General features: G+C 62.2%; 19 protein-coding genes. 14 read left to right on the top strand and 5 right to left on the bottom strand.

Features of this window, described 5'->3' with window-relative positions; all coding sequences use genetic code 11:
• Positions 1–91: 91 nt before the first annotated feature.
• Entirely contained in the window at positions 92–739 is a 648-nt protein-coding gene (locus FNT36_RS10470) for a phosphatase PAP2 family protein (RefSeq protein ID WP_144847200.1), read from the bottom strand.
• A 96-nt stretch (positions 740–835) separates the two neighbouring features.
• On the opposite strand from FNT36_RS10470, the gene FNT36_RS10465 reads away from it, so the two are divergent.
• The 3 genes from FNT36_RS10465 (at position 836) to FNT36_RS10455 (ending at position 3,319) form a co-directional block, all read left to right on the top strand.
• Positions 836–1,378 carry a GNAT family N-acetyltransferase gene (locus tag FNT36_RS10465; protein ID WP_144847197.1) on the top strand — a complete coding sequence of 181 codons (543 nt, stop codon included), beginning with the start codon at positions 836–838 and terminating at the stop codon, positions 1,376–1,378.
• Positions 1,379–1,482: 104 nt separating this feature from the next.
• On the top strand, positions 1,483–2,835 hold the full coding sequence (locus tag FNT36_RS10460) for an alpha-amylase family glycosyl hydrolase (protein ID WP_144847195.1): 1,353 nt from the start codon (positions 1,483–1,485) through the stop codon (positions 2,833–2,835).
• 124 nt (positions 2,836–2,959) lie between these two features.
• Positions 2,960–3,319: a multidrug efflux SMR transporter gene (locus tag FNT36_RS10455; RefSeq protein ID WP_317129604.1), complete on the top strand. Its 360-nt coding sequence runs from the start codon at positions 2,960–2,962 to the stop codon at positions 3,317–3,319.
• A gap of 40 nt (positions 3,320–3,359) precedes the next feature.
• Here FNT36_RS10455 and FNT36_RS10450 read toward each other — a convergent pair whose 3' ends face one another.
• Positions 3,360–4,379, bottom strand: a complete 1,020-nt coding sequence (locus FNT36_RS10450) for an NAD(P)-dependent oxidoreductase (protein WP_144847191.1) — start codon at positions 4,377–4,379, stop codon at positions 3,360–3,362.
• A 105-nt stretch (positions 4,380–4,484) separates the two neighbouring features.
• On the opposite strand from FNT36_RS10450, the gene FNT36_RS10445 reads away from it, so the two are divergent.
• Complete coding sequence (locus tag FNT36_RS10445; RefSeq protein ID WP_144847189.1) at positions 4,485–5,108, top strand: TetR/AcrR family transcriptional regulator; 624 nt, start codon at positions 4,485–4,487, stop codon at positions 5,106–5,108.
• 159 nt (positions 5,109–5,267) lie between these two features.
• On the opposite strand, the gene FNT36_RS10440 is transcribed toward FNT36_RS10445, so the two are convergent.
• Complete coding sequence (locus FNT36_RS10440; protein ID WP_233635823.1) at positions 5,268–7,292, bottom strand: M1 family metallopeptidase; 2,025 nt, start codon at positions 7,290–7,292, stop codon at positions 5,268–5,270.
• Between the two features lie 217 nt (positions 7,293–7,509).
• Here FNT36_RS10440 and FNT36_RS10435 point away from each other — a divergent pair, with 217 nt between their 5' ends.
• Entirely contained in the window at positions 7,510–8,091 is a 582-nt protein-coding gene (locus FNT36_RS10435; RefSeq protein WP_144847187.1) for a nitroreductase family protein, read from the top strand.
• A gap of 92 nt (positions 8,092–8,183) precedes the next feature.
• Positions 8,184–8,579: an SMU1112c/YaeR family gloxylase I-like metalloprotein gene (gene gloA2, locus FNT36_RS10430; RefSeq protein ID WP_144847185.1), complete on the top strand. Its 396-nt coding sequence runs from the start codon at positions 8,184–8,186 to the stop codon at positions 8,577–8,579.
• A gap of 12 nt (positions 8,580–8,591) precedes the next feature.
• Here the strand turns inward: gloA2 and FNT36_RS10425 are convergent, their stop codons facing one another.
• Both FNT36_RS10425 and FNT36_RS10420 read right to left on the bottom strand, forming a co-directional pair.
• Positions 8,592–8,915 carry a putative quinol monooxygenase gene (locus FNT36_RS10425; protein ID WP_144847183.1) on the bottom strand — a complete coding sequence of 108 codons (324 nt, stop codon included), beginning with the start codon at positions 8,913–8,915 and terminating at the stop codon, positions 8,592–8,594.
• A 46-nt stretch (positions 8,916–8,961) separates the two neighbouring features.
• Positions 8,962–10,032 (bottom strand): NADP-dependent oxidoreductase, encoded by a 1,071-nt coding sequence (locus FNT36_RS10420; RefSeq protein WP_144847181.1) that lies wholly within the window; start codon positions 10,030–10,032, stop codon positions 8,962–8,964.
• 139 nt (positions 10,033–10,171) lie between these two features.
• Here FNT36_RS10420 and FNT36_RS10415 point away from each other — a divergent pair, with 139 nt between their 5' ends.
• The 8 genes from FNT36_RS10415 (at position 10,172) to FNT36_RS10380 (ending at position 20,731) form a co-directional block, all read left to right on the top strand.
• Positions 10,172–10,516, top strand: coding sequence for a winged helix-turn-helix transcriptional regulator (locus FNT36_RS10415; protein WP_144847179.1), 345 nt, complete (start codon positions 10,172–10,174; stop codon positions 10,514–10,516).
• Positions 10,517–10,640: 124 nt separating this feature from the next.
• Positions 10,641–11,600 (top strand): hypothetical protein, encoded by a 960-nt coding sequence (locus FNT36_RS10410; protein ID WP_144847177.1) that lies wholly within the window; start codon positions 10,641–10,643, stop codon positions 11,598–11,600.
• Positions 11,601–11,642: 42 nt separating this feature from the next.
• Positions 11,643–12,272 (top strand): hypothetical protein, encoded by a 630-nt coding sequence (locus tag FNT36_RS10405; protein ID WP_144847175.1) that lies wholly within the window; start codon positions 11,643–11,645, stop codon positions 12,270–12,272.
• Positions 12,272–13,420, top strand: a complete 1,149-nt coding sequence (locus FNT36_RS10400) for an AAA family ATPase (RefSeq protein ID WP_144847173.1) — start codon at positions 12,272–12,274, stop codon at positions 13,418–13,420. Before FNT36_RS10405 ends, FNT36_RS10400 begins: the two co-directional genes overlap by 1 nt.
• Positions 13,420–14,130, top strand: coding sequence for a hypothetical protein (locus tag FNT36_RS10395; protein ID WP_144847171.1), 711 nt, complete (start codon positions 13,420–13,422; stop codon positions 14,128–14,130). Before FNT36_RS10400 ends, FNT36_RS10395 begins: the two co-directional genes overlap by 1 nt.
• Before the next feature lie 120 nt (positions 14,131–14,250).
• Positions 14,251–16,668 carry a hypothetical protein gene (locus FNT36_RS10390; protein WP_144847169.1) on the top strand — a complete coding sequence of 806 codons (2,418 nt, stop codon included), beginning with the start codon at positions 14,251–14,253 and terminating at the stop codon, positions 16,666–16,668.
• 6 nt (positions 16,669–16,674) lie between these two features.
• Positions 16,675–19,569, top strand: coding sequence for a hypothetical protein (locus FNT36_RS10385; RefSeq protein WP_144847167.1), 2,895 nt, complete (start codon positions 16,675–16,677; stop codon positions 19,567–19,569).
• A 196-nt stretch (positions 19,570–19,765) separates the two neighbouring features.
• Positions 19,766–20,731, top strand: a complete 966-nt coding sequence (locus FNT36_RS10380; protein WP_144847165.1) for an aldo/keto reductase — start codon at positions 19,766–19,768, stop codon at positions 20,729–20,731.
• Positions 20,732–20,751 lie beyond the last annotated feature (20 nt).

The following is a 20,751-nucleotide window of genomic DNA, read 5'->3' as shown; positions in this document are numbered from 1 at the left end:
AGGCATCTTCATCGCTTCACTCAACGTTGTGGTAGAGATGCTTCGCGGAGCTCAGCATGACAGACGGTTTTTGATTATAGCAGACTTTTAGCTATCGGCCGGCAGTCCTCGAAGCAAGTAATTGTATTAGCAGCACCCAGCCCACCGCGCTGCTCCAGCCGGCCAATACATCAGAAGGAAAATGCACGCCTAGGTACATGCGCGCCCAGCCTACGCTCAACGCAAAGAGCGGAGCCAGCACCCACCACCCGCGCCGGTGAGGCGGCGTGATGAAGAACAGCGCCGCCGCCAGCGCCGCCGTATCCATGGCATGGCCACTGGGGAAGCTGAACGTGTGCTCGGGCCGCAGGCTGGGCCATAAATCGGGCCGGGAGCGCGTGGCTAGGCGCTTGATAACCTGCGTGAGCAGCATCGAGCCACCCACGCCTAGCGCAAACAGCCAGGCATCGCGCCGACGGCCGGCGTAGGCCAGCGCGGCGGTAGTGAGCACGCCAGCCGCTATCATTGGGCCGGTATTGCCTACGATGGTAAAAAACACGGTCACCCGGTCGAGCACCGGGGTGGCGTGGCGGTGCAGCGCCAGCAGCACCGGCGCATCAAACGGCGCACTGCCGCGGCCGAGTACCAACGCTGCCATCGAGCCAAATAACCCCCAGGCTACTGCGGCAGGCGGCCACAAACTACGCGGGCGAACCGACGGTGAATTAGAAGAAGCGAGTGGCAACTGCGTGACGGGCATATAAAACAGGTAAGCAGGCTGCTTACGCAAAAAGCTGGCGCGCAGTGGGTGGGGCCGTGCTATTTTGCCGCGTCGCCTATCCTTAAAACCCGGCTTATGCAAGATTTTACCACGGAGCGCCTGCTCCTGCGTCCGCTACACCTAGGCGATGCGGCCGGAATGTTCGAGCTTGACACTGACCCGGCCGTGCACCGCTACCTAGGCGGCATCGGTGGCCCGCGCCCGGCCAGCCTAGCCGACAGCGAGGCGACCATCCGCTTCATTCAGGCGCAGTACGTGGCCAACGGCATCGGGCGCTGGGCGGTGTTACTGCGCAGCACCGGCGAATTTATGGGCTGGGCGGGCCTGAAGCTGGTGACTGACCAAGTCAACGGCCAACGTGATTTTTACGACCTAGGGTATCGGTTTATTCCGCGCTACTGGGGGCAGGGCTATGGCTACGAGGCCGCGCTAGCTTGGCTGAAGCACGGATTCGAAAACTTAAAGCTGCCCCGCATCTGTGCTTATGCAGATGCTAACAACGCGGGCTCGCGCCGCATTTTAGAGAAAATAGGTTTGCAGCCCGGCAATGAGTTTGTGGAAGGGGGCACACGCTGCGTATGGTACGAAGCCGTTACGCCCATACCTCCCTTAAGCTAGCTTAGCGAGGCGGGACTCATTATGTAGCGCAGAGCTCCTTCCCCGCGTATAGCAAGCTCTACTTTACTTTTTGCGTGGGTTCTTTGCTACCTGCGCCTTTGCTTATGTCCGACGCGCACCCGCACGCTCACCGCTTCACTGTAGCCCACCCCGAGTGGGCCACCAACGCCACGATTTACGAAGTAAATGTGCGCAACTACACGCCTGAGGGCACTTTCCAGGCTTTCGAGGCGCACCTGCCACGCCTGGCCAAAATGGGTGTCGTCATTGTGTGGCTGATGCCGATTCATCCCATCGGGCAGGTGGGGCGTAAGGGCAGCCTAGGGTCACCGTACGCAGTGCAGGACTACTACGGGGTGAACCCAGAATTCGGCACGCTCGACGACCTCAAGCACCTCGTAAAAACGGCCCACGATTTAGGGCTGAAGGTTATCCTCGACTGGGTAGCTAATCACACTAGTCGCGACAATGCCCTCATTACTGAGCACCCCGACTGGTACCAGCACGACGCCAATGGCGAGTTAGTGCCGCCGGTGGCCGACTGGACCGACGTAGTCGCCTTCGACTACACCAACCGCGAGTTGCGCCATTACATGGCCGACGCCCTCACGTACTGGGTGCGCGAAGCCGATATCGACGGCTACCGCTGCGACGTGGCCGGCTTAGTACCTACTGACTTTTGGGACGAAGCCCGCCCCGCGCTCGACGCCATCAAGCCGGTCTTTATGCTGGCCGAGTGGGATGAACTGTACCCCTCGGGCGGCCTTAGCTGGGAGGAATTCAACTCCGAAACGCAGTTACTAGAGCGGGCCTTCAATATGACCTTCGGCCTGCGCTTGCACTACTTACTCGACCATATCGCCGAAGGCAAAGCCGACCTAGGTGAGATTGATACCTACCTAGCTGCCGAGCGCGAAAAGTACCCGCCCAGCGTGTACCTGATGCACTTCACCAGCAACCACGATGTGAACACCTGGGACGGCACCGAGTATGAGCGCCTAGGTCCGCTGGCGCTGCCCTTCGCGGTGCTCACGGCGCTGCTGCCGGGTATGCCCCTCCTCTACTCAGGTCAAGAAGCTGCGCTGAAAAAACGGCTGGAATTCTTTGAGCGCGATACTATCGACTGGCAGGATTTCCCCTTACAGGATTTCTACACCAAGCTTTTCCAACTCAAAAAGCGCCATCCTGCCCTGCGCAACGGCGACCCGACTAGTCAGTTTCAGCGCCTCAGTGGCCCGGCTGGGCTCTATGGCTTCATCCGCGAAAAAGGCGGCTCGGCAGTAATCGTGCTCATCAACGCTACGGCCGAGGTGCTGGAGCTACCGGGGCAGAAAACGCTCGTCAATCCGCAGAAAGGCTTATTCGACGTGTTCAGCGGCGAGCAGTTGACGCTAGCCCAGGCCAAGGCTCGCACCGTGCCTGCTCACGGCTACCGTGTGCTGCGCACCCGCGATTAACACTATCATCCGAAAGCGCCTACTAACGTTGGTCATGCAGGGCGGAGCGAAGCATCTCGCGTGATGTAGTAAACCTAGGCGTCTGAGTTTACTGCACCACGCGAGATGCTTCGCTCCGCTCTGCATGACAGCCTATATTTTCTTCCCCTACCCCATGCCCTACGTATTCCTCTTTCTGGCCATCATCAGCGAGGTCATCGGTACTTCTGCCCTAGCTGCTTCCAACCAGTTCACCAAGCTCGTGCCCAGCCTCATCACGGTGGCGGGCTACGGCCTGGGGTTTTACTTTTTCAGCTTTGCGCTCAAAAGTATTCCGATGGGCGTGGCATACGCCATTTGGGGCGGTGTGGGCATTGTGCTGGTCACGATTATCGGCTTCGTTTTCCTCAAGCAAAAGCTTGATTTTCCGGCGCTAGCGGGCATTGCGCTTATTGTCATTGGCGTGCTCGTTATGCAGCTCTTTTCCAAGACGATTTCGCACTAATGCCGCGGTAGTATTACCGGGTACAGTAAACGCTAGGAGGCTATTGGGCCTCTGGCGCTACCTCCAGCGTTAGCACCTGCCCGCCAATCTGCCGAAAGCGGGCTAGGTACGTACTCGGCTCCAGAAGCTGGTACGGGAAGTACAGCCCCGCTGGAACCGCGGGCTGGCCGTCCAGGCCAAGTAGCCGCTCCAATAGCAGAGCGACGCCTAGGGCCGTCAGTGGCATTTGTCCCTGCGGGTGCACCACCGCGTGCCTGGTGCGCAGCGGCTGCCCTGCGTGGTCTTCCCCGGCAAGGTCGACGAGAATTTCCGTGGACATCGGCCCGCCCTGGCGGCGGGTAGAGCTGACGCCCACCGCCAACTGAAACTGCACGTTCGGCGCGCCGGTCGCCGTGGCCAGGCCGAGCACATCGTAGAAGGAGAATATGTCAGCCGGTTGCTCGGTGCCGTCTACGGCGCGAAACGAGGTTTTATTCTCGTCGCCTGTCTGCCAGATAAAGGCGCCATCGCGCCGCACAAGCGCCGCGGGCATGGTCTTGGTTTGGCGCTCAAAATCCACGTAGCCGGCTGGGCCCGTCGCGTCTTGCTCATCGAGCAGCGCGCCAATCTTAATGGTGTGGACCCGGCCAAACGCCTTGGCGAACTCTAGCGTGGGAATAGTGGTAGCGCCGACCAGCCATTCCGTACCCAGGACGACGGGGGCCGCCTGCGGCTGATGCATGTAGGTAGCTACCTCGGGGCCCATCTCGAAGATGCCCGCCGAAATGCTCAGGTGCGGAACCCTGCGGGCCTGGGCAAACCGCAGCGCGGCCAGCCGGTGGTCGGTAAAGAAAACCACTACAGCGCTCACCGGGCGCTGGCCCAGGCCTAGGTCGTCAGCAGCCAGGTCGAGCGCTATGCCTTCGGCGCTGGGTATCGCGGCCGCAGCTTCCTGCGCCTTGGCCAAGTCGCGGCCGCCCAGCAGCAGGGGCATTTCGGGGTGGGCCTCGTGTAGCAAACGGGCTACCCAGCGGCCAACAGTGCCCGAGCCACCAACCAAGAGAATGGGATTTTGTGCCATGTGCAGTTGCAAACAGTTAGTGAGTACTTTTGGCAAAGATAACCTACCATTAGTAAGTTACCAATGGTAGGTTATAAATAACCATTGAAAGCAATCAATTTGACTATGGCTCACCCTTCGGACGCAGAAGCACCTAAACCCACTGCTAGCAGGCTGTCAAAAGAAGAACGCCGGCGCCAATTACTTGATACCGCCCTCGTTATCATCCGCAAGGAGGGGGCCGACCGCCTCACCCTAGGGTACCTAGCCACCCGGGCCGGCGTGTCAAAGCCCATTACCTATGAGCATTTCAGCACCCGCTTCGGGCTGCTGACCGCGCTCTACAAACTATTGGATGAGCAGCAGCTACAAGCCCTGCAAGAAGCGCTGCTGCGTGTTCAAGAGCATCTGCAAGACACGGCGCACGTACTCGCCACCGCCTACATCCATTGCGCTGTAGACACCGGGGGAGAGTTGCACGCGGTAAGGGCCGCTTTGGCAGGCAGCGAAGAAATGGGTGCGGTGCAGCAGGAGTTGCTGGCCGGCTACGTGCAGCTGTTCAGCGCTACCCTGGCTCCTCACAGTTCGCTACCTCCGGCCGCGCTGCACAGGTGCTGCGTCGGGCTGGTTGGTGCCGGAGAATCTCTCTGCGCGCTGATGCTAAGCGGGCAGTGCAGCGAGCAGGAGGCGGCCACTGCATTTTCCTCCTTAATTCAGGGCGGCCTCTTGACGTCTTCGCCTCAACCATAATCGCAGGGCGTACTTGCATAGGGCATCAAGCTCGGTCGAGGTTCGCCCGCCTGGTCAGTTGCCCGCGCTAAACTCATCCTAGGTACGCTACCTCACCAAAAACTAAAAAGGCCTTTCACGCTAGCGTGAAAGGCCTTTTCAAGTGTAGCCGAGTGCAGCTTATTCAGTCAGCTTTTGGGCCCGCCAGGTATTGTTCGACTTGTTCACGTCGGGCAGGATGTTGGTCGGGTTCAGCACTACCTGCGTGAGCGGCGAAGTGGTGCTGGTGCGGAACGTCCAGGTGCCGCCGCGCTGCCAGATTTCGACGGGCAGGCGCACGGTGGTTTTCTTACCGTTGCTTTCCGTGATTTCGGCCGTTACGGGCATAGCCGCCTGGCTCTTGTTTTCGATAGTGATGAGCGCGCCTTTGGTAGGGTCTTGGTTCACGTAGGCCACCGAGTTCACGGCCTGGTCGAGCAGCCAGTTCTCGAAGAACCATTCCTGGTAAAACCAGCTCAAATCTTCGCCCGCCACCTCGTTCATGGTGCGGAAGAAGTCGCGCGGCTGCGGGTGCTTAAAGGCCCAACGCTTGATGTAGGTGCGGAAGGCGTAGTCGAAGCGCTCGGGGCCGAGGATTTCCTGACGCAGCAAGTACAGGCCGTAGCCGGTTTTGGAGTATGCCGCGTAGCCTAGGTTGCGCGACTGCGTCACGTCGGGCACGGTGTAGGGCACGTCCATGTTGGCTATTTGTAGCTGCAAGGTCGTGAGGGCGGCCGTGCCGCGGGGGGCGGTCACGTCGCCCTGCTCCTTATACTCGCCGTTGTTGAAATTCTGGCTGCTCAGGATGTTGATAAAGGTGTTGAAACCTTCGTCCATCCAGGGGTATTTGCGCTCGTTGGAGCCCACAATCATCGGGAACCAGTTGTGGCCAAATTCGTGGTCAGTTACGCTCCACAGGCTGCCTTTCTTAGACCGCGCCCCGCAGAATACGATGCCCGGATACTCCATACCGCCCACTACGCCGGCCACGTTAGTAGCCACCGGGTAGGTGTATTCATACCACTGCTTCGAGTTGTATTCGATGCTCTTTTTCACGTATTCCGTCGAGCGGCCCCAGGCGCTATCCTGCGCTACCTCAGCCGGATACAGCGACATCGCCAGCGACTTCCGGCCACTAGGCAGGTTCATCTTGGCGGCATCCCACACGAAGGCAGCCGAAGCAGCCCAGGCCACGTCGCGGGCCTGCTGGCACTTGAAGTGCCAAGTCAGGCGGCCGTTTTTGCCGGCCGGGCGCGAGCTGGCTTGCGTCACCTCGTCGGCGCCGCGCACGATTACCGTTTTGTCGGAGCCCACGGCTTGCGCCAAGCGCTTTACCTGCGTGGCGGTTAGCACCTCAGCGCCGTTTACCAGTTCGCCCGAGCCACCCACTAGGAAGTTGGCGGGCACGTTCACGGTGTAGTCGAAGTTGCCGTAGTCGAGGTAAAACTCGGCCGACATGTAGGGCAGCGTGTTCCAGCCCGAAATGTCGTCGTACACGGCCATGCGCGGGTACCACTGCGCTACCTCGAATATTTCGCCGTTCGGCGTTTTGAGGCGACCTAGGCGGTCGGCGCCGTACTCGGGGATGTTGAAGGCGTAGGCGATGTTGATTTTGAGCTTGTCGCCCTTGGGCTTCATCGCCTCGGGCAGGATAATCTGCATCCGCGTATCGTTTACGCGGTAGTTGGCTTTCACCTTCTTACCGTGCAGCTCGATGGTCACCGTGCTCAGCGAGTCGCCGCCCTGAAAGCCCCGCGCCGCATTGCCAAAGCGCCCGCCTGCCGGGGGCGTGGTGGCCGCCCCGCGCGAGTCGGCCCGAAACAGGTTCTGGTCAACTTGCAGCCACACGAAGGGCAGCTCGTCGGGGCTGTTGTTGGTGTAAGTAATGGTGGTCGTGGCCGTTACGCGGGCCGTTTTGTCGTCGAGGCTGGCGTTGATTTGGTAATCGGCCGCGTTTTGCCAGTAGGTAGCGCCAGGCTTGCCGCCGGCCGTGCGGGTGCTGGGGGCAGTCTGATTCAGGAAGTCGGGCTGAAACAACACCTTCGCGTTGTAGGGCGGCAGGTTGGCGGGCGGCAGCACCACCGGCAGGCCCTGCTGCGCCTGGGCCGCAGCCGGACCCAGCAACAGCGCCACGCCAGCCAGTAGCTTGGTAAATGAATTGCTCATCTTGAAAAAGTAAAAGGCAGTTTTGCCAAAAGTAAGTAGGTGGGGAAAGTATTTTGGTGAGGAAACCGTGTCTAGGTGGTTGTATAGCGGGCAAAGACTGCCGGGCGCGTGCCTGCGTTGCAAGCGGAGCGTTTTATCACGCTACCCCCACGTTTGTCATGCTTCACGGCGTTCAGCATGACAAACTCTTACCAAACAAGCCCTTATACTATCAGCCATGTCCTTCGACCCCAACCAGCTCAACGACCTCATCCGCACGCGCCGCAGCGTATTTGTGGCGCAGTTTGAGCCCGGCAAAATCATCCCCGACGACATCATCTGGCAGCTGCTTGAAAACGCCAACTGGGCGCCCAGCCACAAGCGCACCGAGTCGTGGCGCTTCACCGTATTCACAGGCACGGGCTTGCAGAAGCTAGCTGATTTTCAGGCTGCCTTATACAAAGAAACCGCTGGCCCCAAGTTCAGCGACGGCAAGTACGAGAAACTGCGCGAGTCGCCAGGGCATTGCTCGCACGTCATTGCCATCGGCATGAAGCGCGTGGACCAGGGACTACCCGAAATCGAGGAAATCGAAGCCGTAGCCTGCGCCGTGCAAAATCTGGCACTGTCGGCCCACGCCTACGGCCTGGGCGGCTTCTGGAGCACCGGCGGCATCACCTACACCGACGAAGCCAAGGCGTTTTTCGGCCTCGGGCCGGAGGATAAATTACTCGGTTTCTTCAACCTAGGGTACCCGCGCACCACCGCACCCGATGGCAAGCGCAGCCCGATAACCGAGAAGGTGAGCTGGGTAGCGTAATGACGGGCCGAGGACTCTGCGAGTCTGTGAGTAAAGTGACTTATTCTCGCGCCGACTCGCAGAGTCCACGGCACACCGCTACTTTCGCCCCTATGACTACTCCCCTACTTAGCGTGCATCACATCGCCATTATCTGTGCCGATTATGCTCGCTCGAAAGCTTTTTACACCGAGGCCCTAGGTCTCGAAATTATCCGCGAGGTGCACCGCGCCGAGCGCGACTCCTACAAGCTCGATTTGGCGGTGCAGGGGCAGTATGTCATCGAGCTTTTCTCCTTCCCCAACCCGCCACCGCGTGCCAGCCGGCCCGAGGCGCAGGGCCTGCGCCACCTAGCCTTTGCGGTGGCCGATGTAGAAGCTGCCATCCAGCACCTAGGAACGCATGGCGTGGCGTGCGAGCCGGTGCGCGTCGATGAATTTACGGGGAGGCGGTTCACGTTTTTTAGCGACCCCGACGGGCTACCGCTTGAGCTGTACGAAATAGAATAGCGCCAGATAGCCCTAGGTCGGATTATCGCTTAGGCGCCGGGTGGGCAGCACTTCCCAGGGGCTAGCCAGCAATGGGCGCAGTCGCTCAAGCGTATCGGGCACGCTGGAGTGCGTGGGGTGGGCAGCCACGGCTGCATCGTCGGCCCAGCCGGCGGCCAGTATAAAGGCATCGGGGTCTTCGGCCTGCTCGAAAAGGTGGTAGTACAGGCAGCCGGGCTCGCTGCGCACAGGCGCTATCAACTCAAGCAACAGCTCCTGCACGCGCTGGCGGTGGGCAGGCTGGCTACGAATCGTAACCAGTAAGTGACGTTCGGCAGCTTTATTGAGTGCATTCATAACTAACAATTGGTCAGCTTTAAGCGTCATATGTTGCGCCTACAGTTCACGCCACGGTTAGCACAATCTTGCCCTGAATGTGGCCGCGCGCTGCGCGCTCGTGTGCTGCGCGCGCCTCGGCCAGCGGAAACGTACTGTCGATAACGACACGCACCGTACCAGCTTCTAGCAAGCACCCTAGCTCAGCGAGCTGCGCGCCGCTTGAGCGCACCTGGGCCATGGAGACTGTAATGCCTCGTTGAGCAGCCTCCTCCGCATCGGCAAAGCCTAGGAACACTGGGAATAGCGCCCCGCCCCGCTTAAGCGTGCGTAGAAACCGACCCGTATTGGGGCCGCTCAGGGTATCGAGCACCACGTCTAGGTCGTGTACCGCTTCTTCGGCTGGGGTCTTGGTGTAGTCGATAAACTCATCGGCCCCTAGCTCGCGCAGCAAAGCCTCGTGCCCACTTGAGGCCACCGCGATGACGTGTGCCCCTTGCCACTTGGCCAGTTGCACTGCTAGGTGGCCCACGCCGCCCGCAGCTCCATTCACCAGCACCCGCTTGCCTTGCAGCGGCACTGGGCGGTGCGGCACCGGCTGAAACGGATTGGCCTCGCTGTGGCCCAACTCGATGAGGTACTGCCACGCCGTGAGCCCCGACATAGGCGCGCCGGCTGCCTGAATATGACTGATACCAAGCGGCTTGTGGGCCAGGTCGGCGGCGGGCGCGGCCACATATTCAGCATAGCCTTGGCTCTCGCCCACACTCGGAAAGCGAATCATGCCGAACACTTCTTCGCCCACAGTAAAGCCCTGTACATCTGGGGCCACAGCGGCTACTACACCCGACACATCGGTGCCCAGCGTGAGCGGCATCGCCACCGAAGGGCGCCATTCGGGCGGCAACATCTTGTACCCATCGCGCAGGTACCAGTCGGGCGGATTGAGGCCGATAGCGTGCACGCACACGAGCACTTCTCCTGGCCTTAGCGTAGGCACTGGGGCGGCCTCATAGCGCAGCACTTCGGGCCCACCAAACTCATGCAGCCGCACGGCGTGCATGGTAGCTGCCCCTTGCGGCTGTAGGGCCCGGAGGGGTTGAGAATCTGTTTTTTCGTTTACTTCTGCGGTTGCCATATTAGAGTCGGTTGGGTGAATGAGCGGCCAGCCCGATGGGTTGAGATAGTGGTGTAAAAAGCCAGCCTGCTAACTGGGGCAAAACTACCGGGCACCTGGTATACCTTTGTAACCAGTATCACCAAGTATACCAACTCGTATGAAACGCTGCCCGCCCCTAGGTGACCCCGCCGCCCTGCGCGCGCTGCAAGACGCGCTGTATGTGGTAGGCGGCAAATGGAAACTGCCCATTGTGCAGTCTATTTGCAACGGTAACCACCGCTTTCGGGACATCGAGCGCAGCATTCCGGGCATTACTACCCGCATGCTGTCTAAGGAGCTTAAGGAACTGGAAATGAATGGCATCATTTCGCGCACCGTGCACGCTGACATTCCGGTTACCGTCTTGTATGAGCCTACCGACTACAGTAAAGTGTACGGCCCCATCATCATGGCCATGATAGAGTTTGGCCTGGTGCACCAGCAAAAGATGAGGGCGCAGTAGACGCAGCTTGCTACTAGCTAGTAGCAGACCATGCCTGTATCATTGCCAACGGGTTGCGGAGAGCACGGCTACGGTAAGTTTGCTTATTGCTTAGTCTTACCTAGGCGCTGCTTACCAGCATCACATGCCAAAAATCTACCTCTGCGCCCTGCTCCTCACGCTAGCCAGCTGTGCGGGCACCCGCTCGACTACTCGCCTGCGCGTGGCCGCTGGCTACTGCGACCCGCCCCTCTCCTACCGCTACGACCCGGCCCTGCTTCCTAAGGCTAATTTTGAGGCGGCTCTCACGCCCGCGCTGCTGGCCCACTACCCGCGCCGCAACCTACTGGCAGCCAATGCAGCCGGTATCTTGCCGCAGCTGCAAGAGCTGCTGGCGCTACAGGAAACTGCCAACTGGCCCCAGCCCCGCCGCCAGCAGCCGGCCGCCGATTTGGCCGTCGTACGCCAGCGTCAGCGCATCATGGACCAGGTAATACTAGTGAGCACCGCCGTGGCTAGCGTAGCCGCCGAGCTCGACTGCGAGGGCGAGCGCGCCGACCAGGTAGCCGGCTACCTCGGCGAGCAGGACGACCGCCGCACTCAACGCTTCAACGTGCTCAGCATAGGCATTGGGGCTGCCAGTGGCATCGGTACCACCGTTATCGAAAACAAGTCGGGGCAGTACGCTTTTGGCATCGGGGGCGGCTTGCTGGCGGCGGGGCTAGGGCTGCTGACCCTAGGTGGCGAGCATACCGCTGAGTTTAAACACCCGCGCAACCTACTGGCCGATGTTTGGGGCGAAAAGCCTACGTCTGACGTGTTTCCGCCGAGCGTGTGGTACATGCTCACCGAGCCAGCCTTCAGCAACAGCGGCCAAACTAGCCTGGCCCACAATACCCGTCAGCGCTGGGAGCACTACGGCCAGCTCGCCCGCCCCGAATCGAAAAAGGGCCGGCAGTTTGCCGCGCTGCTATTCGGCCAGGGCGGCCAGTACTCGGCCGACGAGCTCACGGTGCGTGCCAATATGCTCAACGAGCTGCAATCGGCGGTGCGCTTGCTCAATCAAGAGCTACAAGGCTTGCTGCTGGTATTGAACAAGGAGTGAGCTTATCTTGGCAGACACGAAGCTAGAATAGCTTCGCTCCTTATGCTGCTGACTTCTTTTTTGCAAGACCTGCTGGCTACGGGCAGCATTACCGTGTCGGGCCAACCAGTCCCTTTTGAGACTGCCGATTTAGAAGCAACTGAAAAACTGCTCAGGGAATACTACGCCGAAGACCGCCTGGACTTGCCCCACGCCGCGCCGGCCTTCGAGGCGGCAGCGGCGCTGTGGGCGGTTCAATATCTGTACTATACTGCCGTGCTGGCCGTGGTGCGCGAGCTAGATGAGGCGGCCATTGCCCGGCACCTACCCGAATTTGAGGGCGAGGTAACCCCAGCGGCCAGCTACTCGGCCGACCTTAGCCTGCGCTACCTACCCGATTTGCTGCAACTCGCCAAAGGCTTGGCCCCGGCCGACACGCTGGTGGTCCGCCTGCGGCACACGGCCCGGCAGTGGCCGCTGTCGTTTGTGGGGCACGAGCCGGCCGATGACGCCACCGAGGCTACTTTGCTGGCGCATCCGGCGCTGCGGGGAGCATATGTCGACCGCATCATTGGGGCGCAGGACCGGCAGCGCGCCAGCCAGCCCCACCTCGCGCCGCTGGTGCAGGCCGCGCTTGGGGCCTACAGCGCCCAGTTGTGGCCCGATTTTCACACGTTTACCCTCCTTGCCTGATGCCCCATGACCTGAGCCAAGAATGGCCGCTGGTAGCCAAGCTCAACGACGTAGCCCGCTACCTCAAAACTACATTTATCGGCAAAGACGACATTATTGATTTGCTGTGCTTGTGCCTCGTGGGGCGCGAAAACCTGTTCTTACTAGGTCCGCCCGGCACGGCCAAAAGCGCGCTGGTGCGTGCGCTGGCCCAGCGCCTGCACGGCCGCACCTTCGAGTACCTGCTCACGCGCTTTACCGAGCCCAACGAGCTATTTGGCCCCTTCGACATCCGGCGGCTGCGCGAGGGTGAGCTGGTTACCAATACTGAAGGCATGCTGCCCGAGGCGCACTTGGTTTTTCTGGATGAATTGTTGAATGCCAACAGCGCCATTCTCAATAGCTTGCTGATGGTGCTCAACGAGCGGGTGTTTCGGCGGGGCCGCGAAAACCGCCCGCTGCCGGCCCTGCTGATGGTAGGCGCCAGCAACCACCTGCCCGAAGAAGAAGCCCTGCAAGCGCTGTTCGACCGCTTTTTGGTGCGCGTGCACTGCGACTACGTGGCCCCCACGGCCCTAGCCGACGTGCTAGAAGCCGGCTGGACGCTGGAGCGCCCGGCCACCACCGAGGCCCCCAGCATCGGGGCCGACGAGGTGCTGCGCCTGCAAGCCGCCGTGCCGCAGGTAGAGCTGGGTGGCATCCGGCCGCAGTATACTGAGCTTATCAGCAAGCTGCGCCTGGCCGGCCTGGCCGTGTCCGACCGCCGCGCCGTGAAGCTGCAACGGCTGCTGGCGGCCAGCGCCTTGCTGTGCCAGCGCACCACCGTCATCGCCTCCGATATGTGGGTACTGCGCTACATCTGGGACACCGACGAGCAGCGCGAGATTATTGCCGGCATTGTCGATGCCGTGGTGCACGCCGACGAGCAGCCCGGCCAGCACCCGCGGGCGGCCGGCCACGACGCCCCCGATGCCGATGCCCTGCTGCGCGAGATAACCGCCCTAGCCGCGCAGTGGGACGCCCCCGATACCTCGCCCGCCCAGCGCACCACCATCAAGGACCAGCTGCGCTACCTGCACGGCCGCACCCAGTGGCTCACCAATGAGGTGCAGCGCGGCTACGTGCAAGAGCCGCTAGATGCGCTGTGGCAGAAAGCCTTACAAGCCTAATGGAGCGCCTCCTCGTGCTAGCCGCCCCCGACCGGCCCACCCTAGGCGCAGTGCGTCACCTGCCCGGCCTGCAAGCCGCCGAAGCGGCCGGCCAGCTCTGGCTGCGCGGCCTGCCCGCCACCGGCGAGTTGCCGCTGCCCGTGCGCGCCCTACCCGCCGTGCAGGCGTATGAGCTTGATGCACAAGGCCGATTGTTTGCGGCTGGGCAGCGCACGCCCACGGCCCTGCTGCCGAACCTGACCTGGCAGCCTTTGGCCGAGTTCGTGCCCCTAGAAATACCCACAGCGGCTCTGCCCGCCCAAGTTGCCCCGCGCTACCAAGTGCGGCTGGTGCCGTCGGGCCGGGCGCAGGCTGGGGCTGCTTTGCTCACCACACTGGCCGCTTGGCAAGCCTACGCCGAGGCCGCCCCCGAAAGCCGCTTGCGCCCGTTGCGCTTCGCGGCATCGGCCGAGGGGCAGGTGCTGGTGCTAGGCACCCCGCTGCCCCCGCTGGCCAGCCAAGAATACTGGCAGCAAGGCAACCTGCTGCTGCCGGCTGGCTTCGACTTTGAGGCTGCGCTGCTGGGGCCACTACTCGCCCAGCAGCTCAATGCCGAGGCCGACGCGCTGCTTTTGTTCTCCCCCGATGGCAGCTGGGAGCGGGTGCCGCTGGCGCACCTAGTACCCGCCACACGCAGCGCCGTGCGGCTCACCGTTGCTAGTTTTGAATGATGAGCTTGTTCTTTGATGATGAAGGGAAAAAATCAGGTCATGCTGAACGCAGTGAAGCATGACAATTATTAGCCAGACCTTTACGCAGGGATAAGTCCTATGAGTGAGTCGCCTTCGGTTTTGTCTTCAATCCTGTCTTACTTTCAGCAGCCGCGCGGCCATTTTTGGCAATGGGCTGAGGAAGGCCGGTTTGTGGAGTGGTACAATGGCAACACCATTGGCTACCGCGAAGAGCTAATCCGTGTATTGCGGGCGGTGGCTGAGCAGGGGCTGCCGCCGCTCGCCCCCGTCCTGCTGCTGCTGGCCGCCTGCGCCGACACGGCCCCTGCCGCCCCTGGGCAAGCGCCGGTGCTCGATGGCTTGCTGCAAGACCTGCCCCCGGGCAACGACGACCCTAAACCTCAGGTACTGCGCCGCTGCCTGGTGCAGGCGGTGGGCTTTTTGGTAGTGGTGCGTGGCCTGCCGCCTACGCTCCGCACTGGCGAACCCAAGCTACACCTGTTCCGGGAAGTCTTTGTGGGTCAGGCACCCCAGATACAAGCCAATTTAGCTAGCAACATACTGGATTTGTGGGATAGCGGCCGCCTGGATACGAAGCTGGTGCAGTCCGCCAATCAGCTCACGCGCCGCACCGTGCTTCAGGAGCTAGACTGCCTGGCCCAGGCCTTCCACCGCTTTCCTACCACCGAGCAACTGGCCCTGCGCCTACGCACCGGCCTCGACCAGCTGCCGGCATCCCTGCCCACGCCCGAGCCGCCCGCCGTGCCCGACCAGCCGCTTTCCCTGTTCGAGCAGTTGGCCCAGGACCAGCGCACGACCGGCTTGGTGAACTTGGCGCAGCACCTGGTAGCGGCCCTGCACGTGCCGATGCACACGCACGGAGCCAGCGACCATCCCCTGGGCGGCGTGGCTGACATCACTAACCGTGGCAACTTTGACCGGCTCTTGCTCAGCGAACTAGCCCACGACGACCTGTCGCTCACGGCCCGCCTGGTCAACAACGAGGCGCTGTATTTGCGCCGCGAAGAGCCGCCGCGCCCGCAGGCCCGGCCCCGCGTCGTTTTGCTCGATACCACCCTGCGGCTATGGGGTACGCCCCGGGTTTTTGGCCTGGCCGCAGCCTTGGCTTGGGCCTACCACGCGCAGTTACCGCGCACGCGGGCCGCCCTCACAGCCTACTCCCTGGGTGGCCAGGCCAGCACCCCGCTCGACCTCGACTCCTTTGAGGGCGTGGTGCAGGCCCTAGGCTGCCTCGACCCGGCGCTGCACTGCGGGCCGGCCCTCGCCGCCCTAGGTCTCGACCAGCCCGCCGCCGCGGGCACCGACTACCTGCTCATTACCGATGCGGAGGCCGCACAGCAGCCCGCGCTCAGCCAGCGGCTGGCGGCAGCGCAGCCCGGCCTGCGGTATTTGCTGACGGTGAGCCGCGCGGGCGCCCTAGAGCTGTTTGAATACCAAAACAACCACCGCACCCTACTGAGCACCAGCCGCTACGACTTAGACGAGCTACTGACCGCCCGCCGCCCGCGACGGACTGTACCGGCCCTGCCGCCGCTGGTGGGGCCAGCATTTCTAAAGTGCGTGCCAGCCCCGCTTTACTTCCCGACCGTTAGCCTGCGGCTGTCAGGGCGCAATGCGCTGTTTCACCCGCGCCTAGGCGGCCTGGCCGTAACGGATACCCGGCGCGTGCTATACTGGCCCGAGCGCTCAACGGGCGCGCGCGAGCTACTACCTACCATCGAGGCCGGCACCTATTACTTCGGCAGTGATGCGGAAACTGAAGCGTACATACTGGTGAGCGGGCCTGGGCTGCTGCGCGTGTACTGCTTCAGCTTGCGCAAAGGCAGCGCAGAGCTCATCGACTTAGCTGATGAGCTGGATGAGCCCGAACAGGTCATAAAGGTGGCATTTAAAGATAACTGCTACTATGTGCGGCGCGGAGGCAGCACCCTACTAGTTGATTGCCAGCAGCGCGCCGTGCTCGGGCGACGTGACGCCGCATTTCCCTACCACCATCCGGTAGGGCTCCTGCCCGAATTTGGCAGTTTCAAGCGCTTCATCAACAACGGATACAGCGTGTTTCACCGCATCAGTAACATCAGCGTCAACGGAGCCGGCGAACTGCTGGTTGATGGCTACGCGCTGCGCCTCAAAAACCAATCGCTGCCCACAACGCACCAGTTGCAGTTTTTGAGTAGAATTGATTCGGATAGCAATCCCTCCCCACGAGCCAAAGCCACGGCCGTCGATGTAGCGCCCGCCGAGGCCAGCAATGCTTCGCTTGTGCGCCGCTTTGCCTGGCCCGATGGCAGCGAGGCCGTGGTCGATACGCGGGGCCTGCTGCACCTGCGTAGCGCCGATGCCAGCGTGCCCGAGCTAACAGTGCTGCTCGTCATTGGGCAGCCCACCGCCGCTTGGGCAGCCAATGGCATCGTGACGGGCTCGTCCTATTTCACCGGCCATCACCCGGCCCAGCAGCTAGCTCCATCCAATTTTTACCAGCAGTACCTTCAGCGTTTTACGGCTCCTTTGGTGTAGTTTTTTATGCAGCTCACTCTTCGCTACCACGAGCAGGCGCAGCGCCCGGCTTGCGCGGCCTTTTTGCGCGGTACTGACCCGGCCGCCTGGCTGCGCGAGTTGGGCCGCTGGCAGTTGGCGGCCAGCCAGCTCAGCTGCTACCTGGTGCCCGAGTCCATCCGCTCGGGGCAACTGGCGGGCTTGTTTGTGGTAGTAGCCGAGGGCGCCAGCCTGCCCACTGATGTGCTGGAGCCCTACGGCCAGGTAGCCGGGCAGCGCCTCTACGTGCCGGTGCAGGCCGGGCTATGGCCCGCCACCACGCCTGACGAGTTGCAAGCCGCCCTACTATGGCCGCGCCAATTGCTGCATCCCAGCATTGGCTTGGTCGGCTTCGACACCATCGACGAGCTAGACCTAGGCACGCTGCTCGACTGCGCCCCGCCGCGCCCCACCGACTGGGGCCGCGCCCAGCCAGGCCACTCGCCCAAGCCCCGCTTGCAGCAGCTGCGGGTACTGCGCCCCACGGCCGCCGAGGTGCTCGAAACCTTGCAGCAAGACGTGGGCACCGCCCCCCTCACCGACCTACCCGGTACCGCCGAAGCGCAGCCCGGCCCCGTGCGCCAGTGGTTTGAGCAGCTGCGCTACCAGCTAGTGAAAACCTGTCTGGGGTGGGTGCGTCGGCAGCGGCAGGGCCGCGAACCGAGCAGTGGTCACGGCTTCGACTGGGGGCGGCTATTCAAGGTGCTGGGGGGGGTGGTACTGGTGGCGGTGGGCGTGCTGGGCATTTTTGCGCTGCTGAGCCAAGGCTCCTTTAGCAGCATGGGCATCGTGCTGGCCCTGGTTGTGCGAATGTTAGTGAAGTTCCTTGATGGTAACAAAGACGCTCGCCCTGCGCCCGCCCCACACTTTGGCCGACCCCAGGCCGCGCAGCCAGGCCGGCTCGAAAAGTGGCTGGCCGGCAACCTCAACGCGCTTGAAAAAAAGCGCCAGAACGAGATTGAGCGGCTGCTGCGCTTGTTCAATGACAACCCGGCCGAGGCCCTGAAGTACGCCATTCCGCTCGGCGGCCCGTACCAAAACCGGGGTACTGCGCCTCCCTTGGCCCTCCTAGGTCCCCGCAATACGTCCTTCAACCTTAGCGGCCTGGGCGGGGGCCGCGCCACCGACCAGTGGGACATCGGCGACTACCAGCACGACCTGCGCCGCCAGTATCAGTCAGCCGCCAACCAAGAGCTGCTAGCCGGCCGCTACGCCAAGGCCGCCTACATCCACGCCCACCTGCTGGGCGACTACCTAGCGGCGGCCAATGCGCTGGAGCAGGGCCATTTGTTTCGCGAAGCGGCCGCCCTGCACAAAGACCACTTGCACAGTCCCGCCGGAGCCGCCCGGTGCCTCGAGCGTGGCGGCCTGCTGCTCGAAGCCGCCGAGATTTACGCCGAGCTAACCCAGCACGAAAAAGCCGGCGACCTCTACACTCAGCTGGCCCAGCCGGCGCTGGCCGCCCGCCACTACGAGCGCGGCATCACCCTGCTGCTTGACAACGATGACCGGCCCGCCGCCGCCCGCCTGCTGGCCGACAAGCTGCACGCCCCCGACCGCGCCCAGCAGGTGCTGCTCGAAGGCTGGGCCAGCCCCAAGCAGCCCGAAGTGTGCCTCACGCAGTACTTCGAGCTGGCCTCCGCCCAGGCGCACGACCTAGGGGCGCAGGTGCAGACGGTATTTCGGCAGCACACCACCTCGGCGCAGCAGGTGCCGCTGCTGCGCGTGCTGGCCACCGTGGCCGACCGCCATGCCACGCCCGAACTGCTCACCGCGTCGCGCGATATTGCCTACGAGGTTATCAGCACCGAGGCCGCGGCTGGCAACCTAGAACCGCTGCCGCTGCTGCGCCATTTCGAGCCTACCGACCGCCTGCTCGCCGCCGATTGTAGCCGCTACACCACCAGCCAGCCGCTACGGGCCACGGTTGCGCGGCGCCCCGCTACCATGCAGCTGGATGCGACCATCAAGTGGAAGCAAGCCGCTAGCCACCGCCACCAGTGGGTGGCCCTAGGCGTGCGCGGCGAGCAATTACACTTAGCGCGCGGCAATTGGTACGGCCACCTCGAATACTATTCCTGGGCGGTGCCTCTGCCAGCCGAAACGCACATGGAGCTAGTAGTCGACGAGTTTCAGAGTACCACACTGCTAGTCCGCACCTCGGCCAACGCAGCGCTGCCCACCCTGCATTTACCTAAAAACAAGCATTTTGCGGAGGCGCTCACCGTGGAGTGCCCTACCTGGCTGCCGCCCTGGCCCACCCGGGTAGCCGTGCTGCCCACGGGCACCGCCGCTGCCCAGCTACAAGGCGACACGGTGCTACTGCAACGCTACACGGCCACTGGCCAGCTACTCCCGGCGCTGACGTACCGGCTTTCCACCGCCGAGCAGTCCTTTAGCGGAACCGAGTATGGCTGGCCGGGCTCGCTGCTTTACTACGACGGCAAGTACTTCACGTACTGGCAGAACCAAATGATATGGCTCGCTGAAAGTGGTCGCCACCGTATGCACATTTTGCCTACAGAGGCTTATCAACTCGTGCGCTCGCCCTATACCGCCGAGCTTTCACTCGCTGTTGTTTCTGAAGAGGGCTTCATGCGCTGGGAACCCTCAAAACCAACTCGCAACGCCCCTTGGGAGCAGCTAACGGCTGACGACGCCTCACCTTCCATCCATGGCCTGTGCTTTGTCGGGGCCGCGCACGTTGTCGGCATAAGCATCAATCAAGCAAGCCTTTATGCCCTAGGACCGGACGGGGCGCAACTTGTGCGCCTTATCGAGGTACCCGACCTGGTAGCCGTCCTGCCCACCAGCCACCGCCAGCAGTTTGCGCTGCTGGCATCGACAGGCCGGCTATCGCTGCATCAGCTAGACGAGGAGTAAGCCAGAAAGCGTTTGTCATAGCGAGCGTGTCCCGCATCAAGCGAGGTCGAAGCAATGGCACCGAAAGGCTTTAGTCAGAACAAAAATGGTTGTGGGCTTCTTTTTAACGTAGCCTTTCGGGTGCGATTGCTTCGTCCTCGCTCGATGCGGGACACGCTCGCCATGACAACCGTTTACTTTACTGACAACTCACCTAATGGCAACCCTTCGTGAACTCGGCCACTCCGGCCTACACATCGCCCCGCTCGTACTGGGCGGCAACGTATTCGGCTGGACGGCCGACGAAAAGACTTCCTTCGCTGTGCTCGACGCCTTCGTGGCGGGCGGCGGCAATGCTATTGATACGGCCGATGTCTACTCGGCCTGGGTGCCCGGCCACCAGGGCGGCGGGCAGTCCGAAACCGTGATTGGCAACTGGCTCAAGCAGCGCGGCCGCCGCGACGACGTGCTCATCTTTACCAAGGTGGGCATGGACCTCGGCGACGGCAAAAGCGGCCTCTCGAAAGCCTACATTAAGCAAGCTGTGGAAGCGTCGCTGAAGCGCCTACAAACCGACTACATCGACCTCTACCAGAGCCACAAAGATGACGAGAGCCTGCCCGTGACCGAGCCGCTCGAAGCCTACGCCGAGCTGCTGAAAGAAGGTAAAATCCGCGCTATCGGAGCCTCTAACTTCAAGCCCGAGCGCCTGCAAGCGGCCCTCGACGCCGCCCAAAACGGCCTGCCGCGCTACGAAAGCCTCCAGCCTGAGTACAACCTCTACGACCGCGAAACCTTCGAAAAAGACGACCTAGGCATTGTACAGGCTAGTGGCATCGGTGTCATTCCGTATTTCGGGCTGGCCGCCGGTTTCCTCACCGGCAAGTACCGCTCGGAGGCCGACTTGCAGAAAAGCCAGCGCGGCGCGGGCATCGGCAAAAAGTACTTGAATGACAAAGGCTTCCAGATTCTGAAAGCCCTCGACGCAGTGGCCGACCGCCACTCGGCCACCCCGGCTCAGGTGGCGCTGGCCTGGCTGATGCAGGCGCCCGGCATCACGGCGCCCATCGCCAGCGGCACCAGCCCCGGCCAAGTAAAAGAGCTGACCGAGGCCATGGACCTCCAGCTCACGGCCGACGATGTAGCCGAACTGCAAGCACCTGCCCCGACCGCAGCCGCCTAGTTTTCAACTCAAAAACGCCG

Origin of the sequence: Hymenobacter setariae, from assembly GCF_007713685.1 — a bacterium.
Lineage (GTDB): Bacteria > Bacteroidota > Bacteroidia > Cytophagales > Hymenobacteraceae > Hymenobacter > Hymenobacter setariae.
Note: the sequence above shows the minus strand (reverse complement) of the source record. Positions and strands in the feature narration are given on the sequence as shown.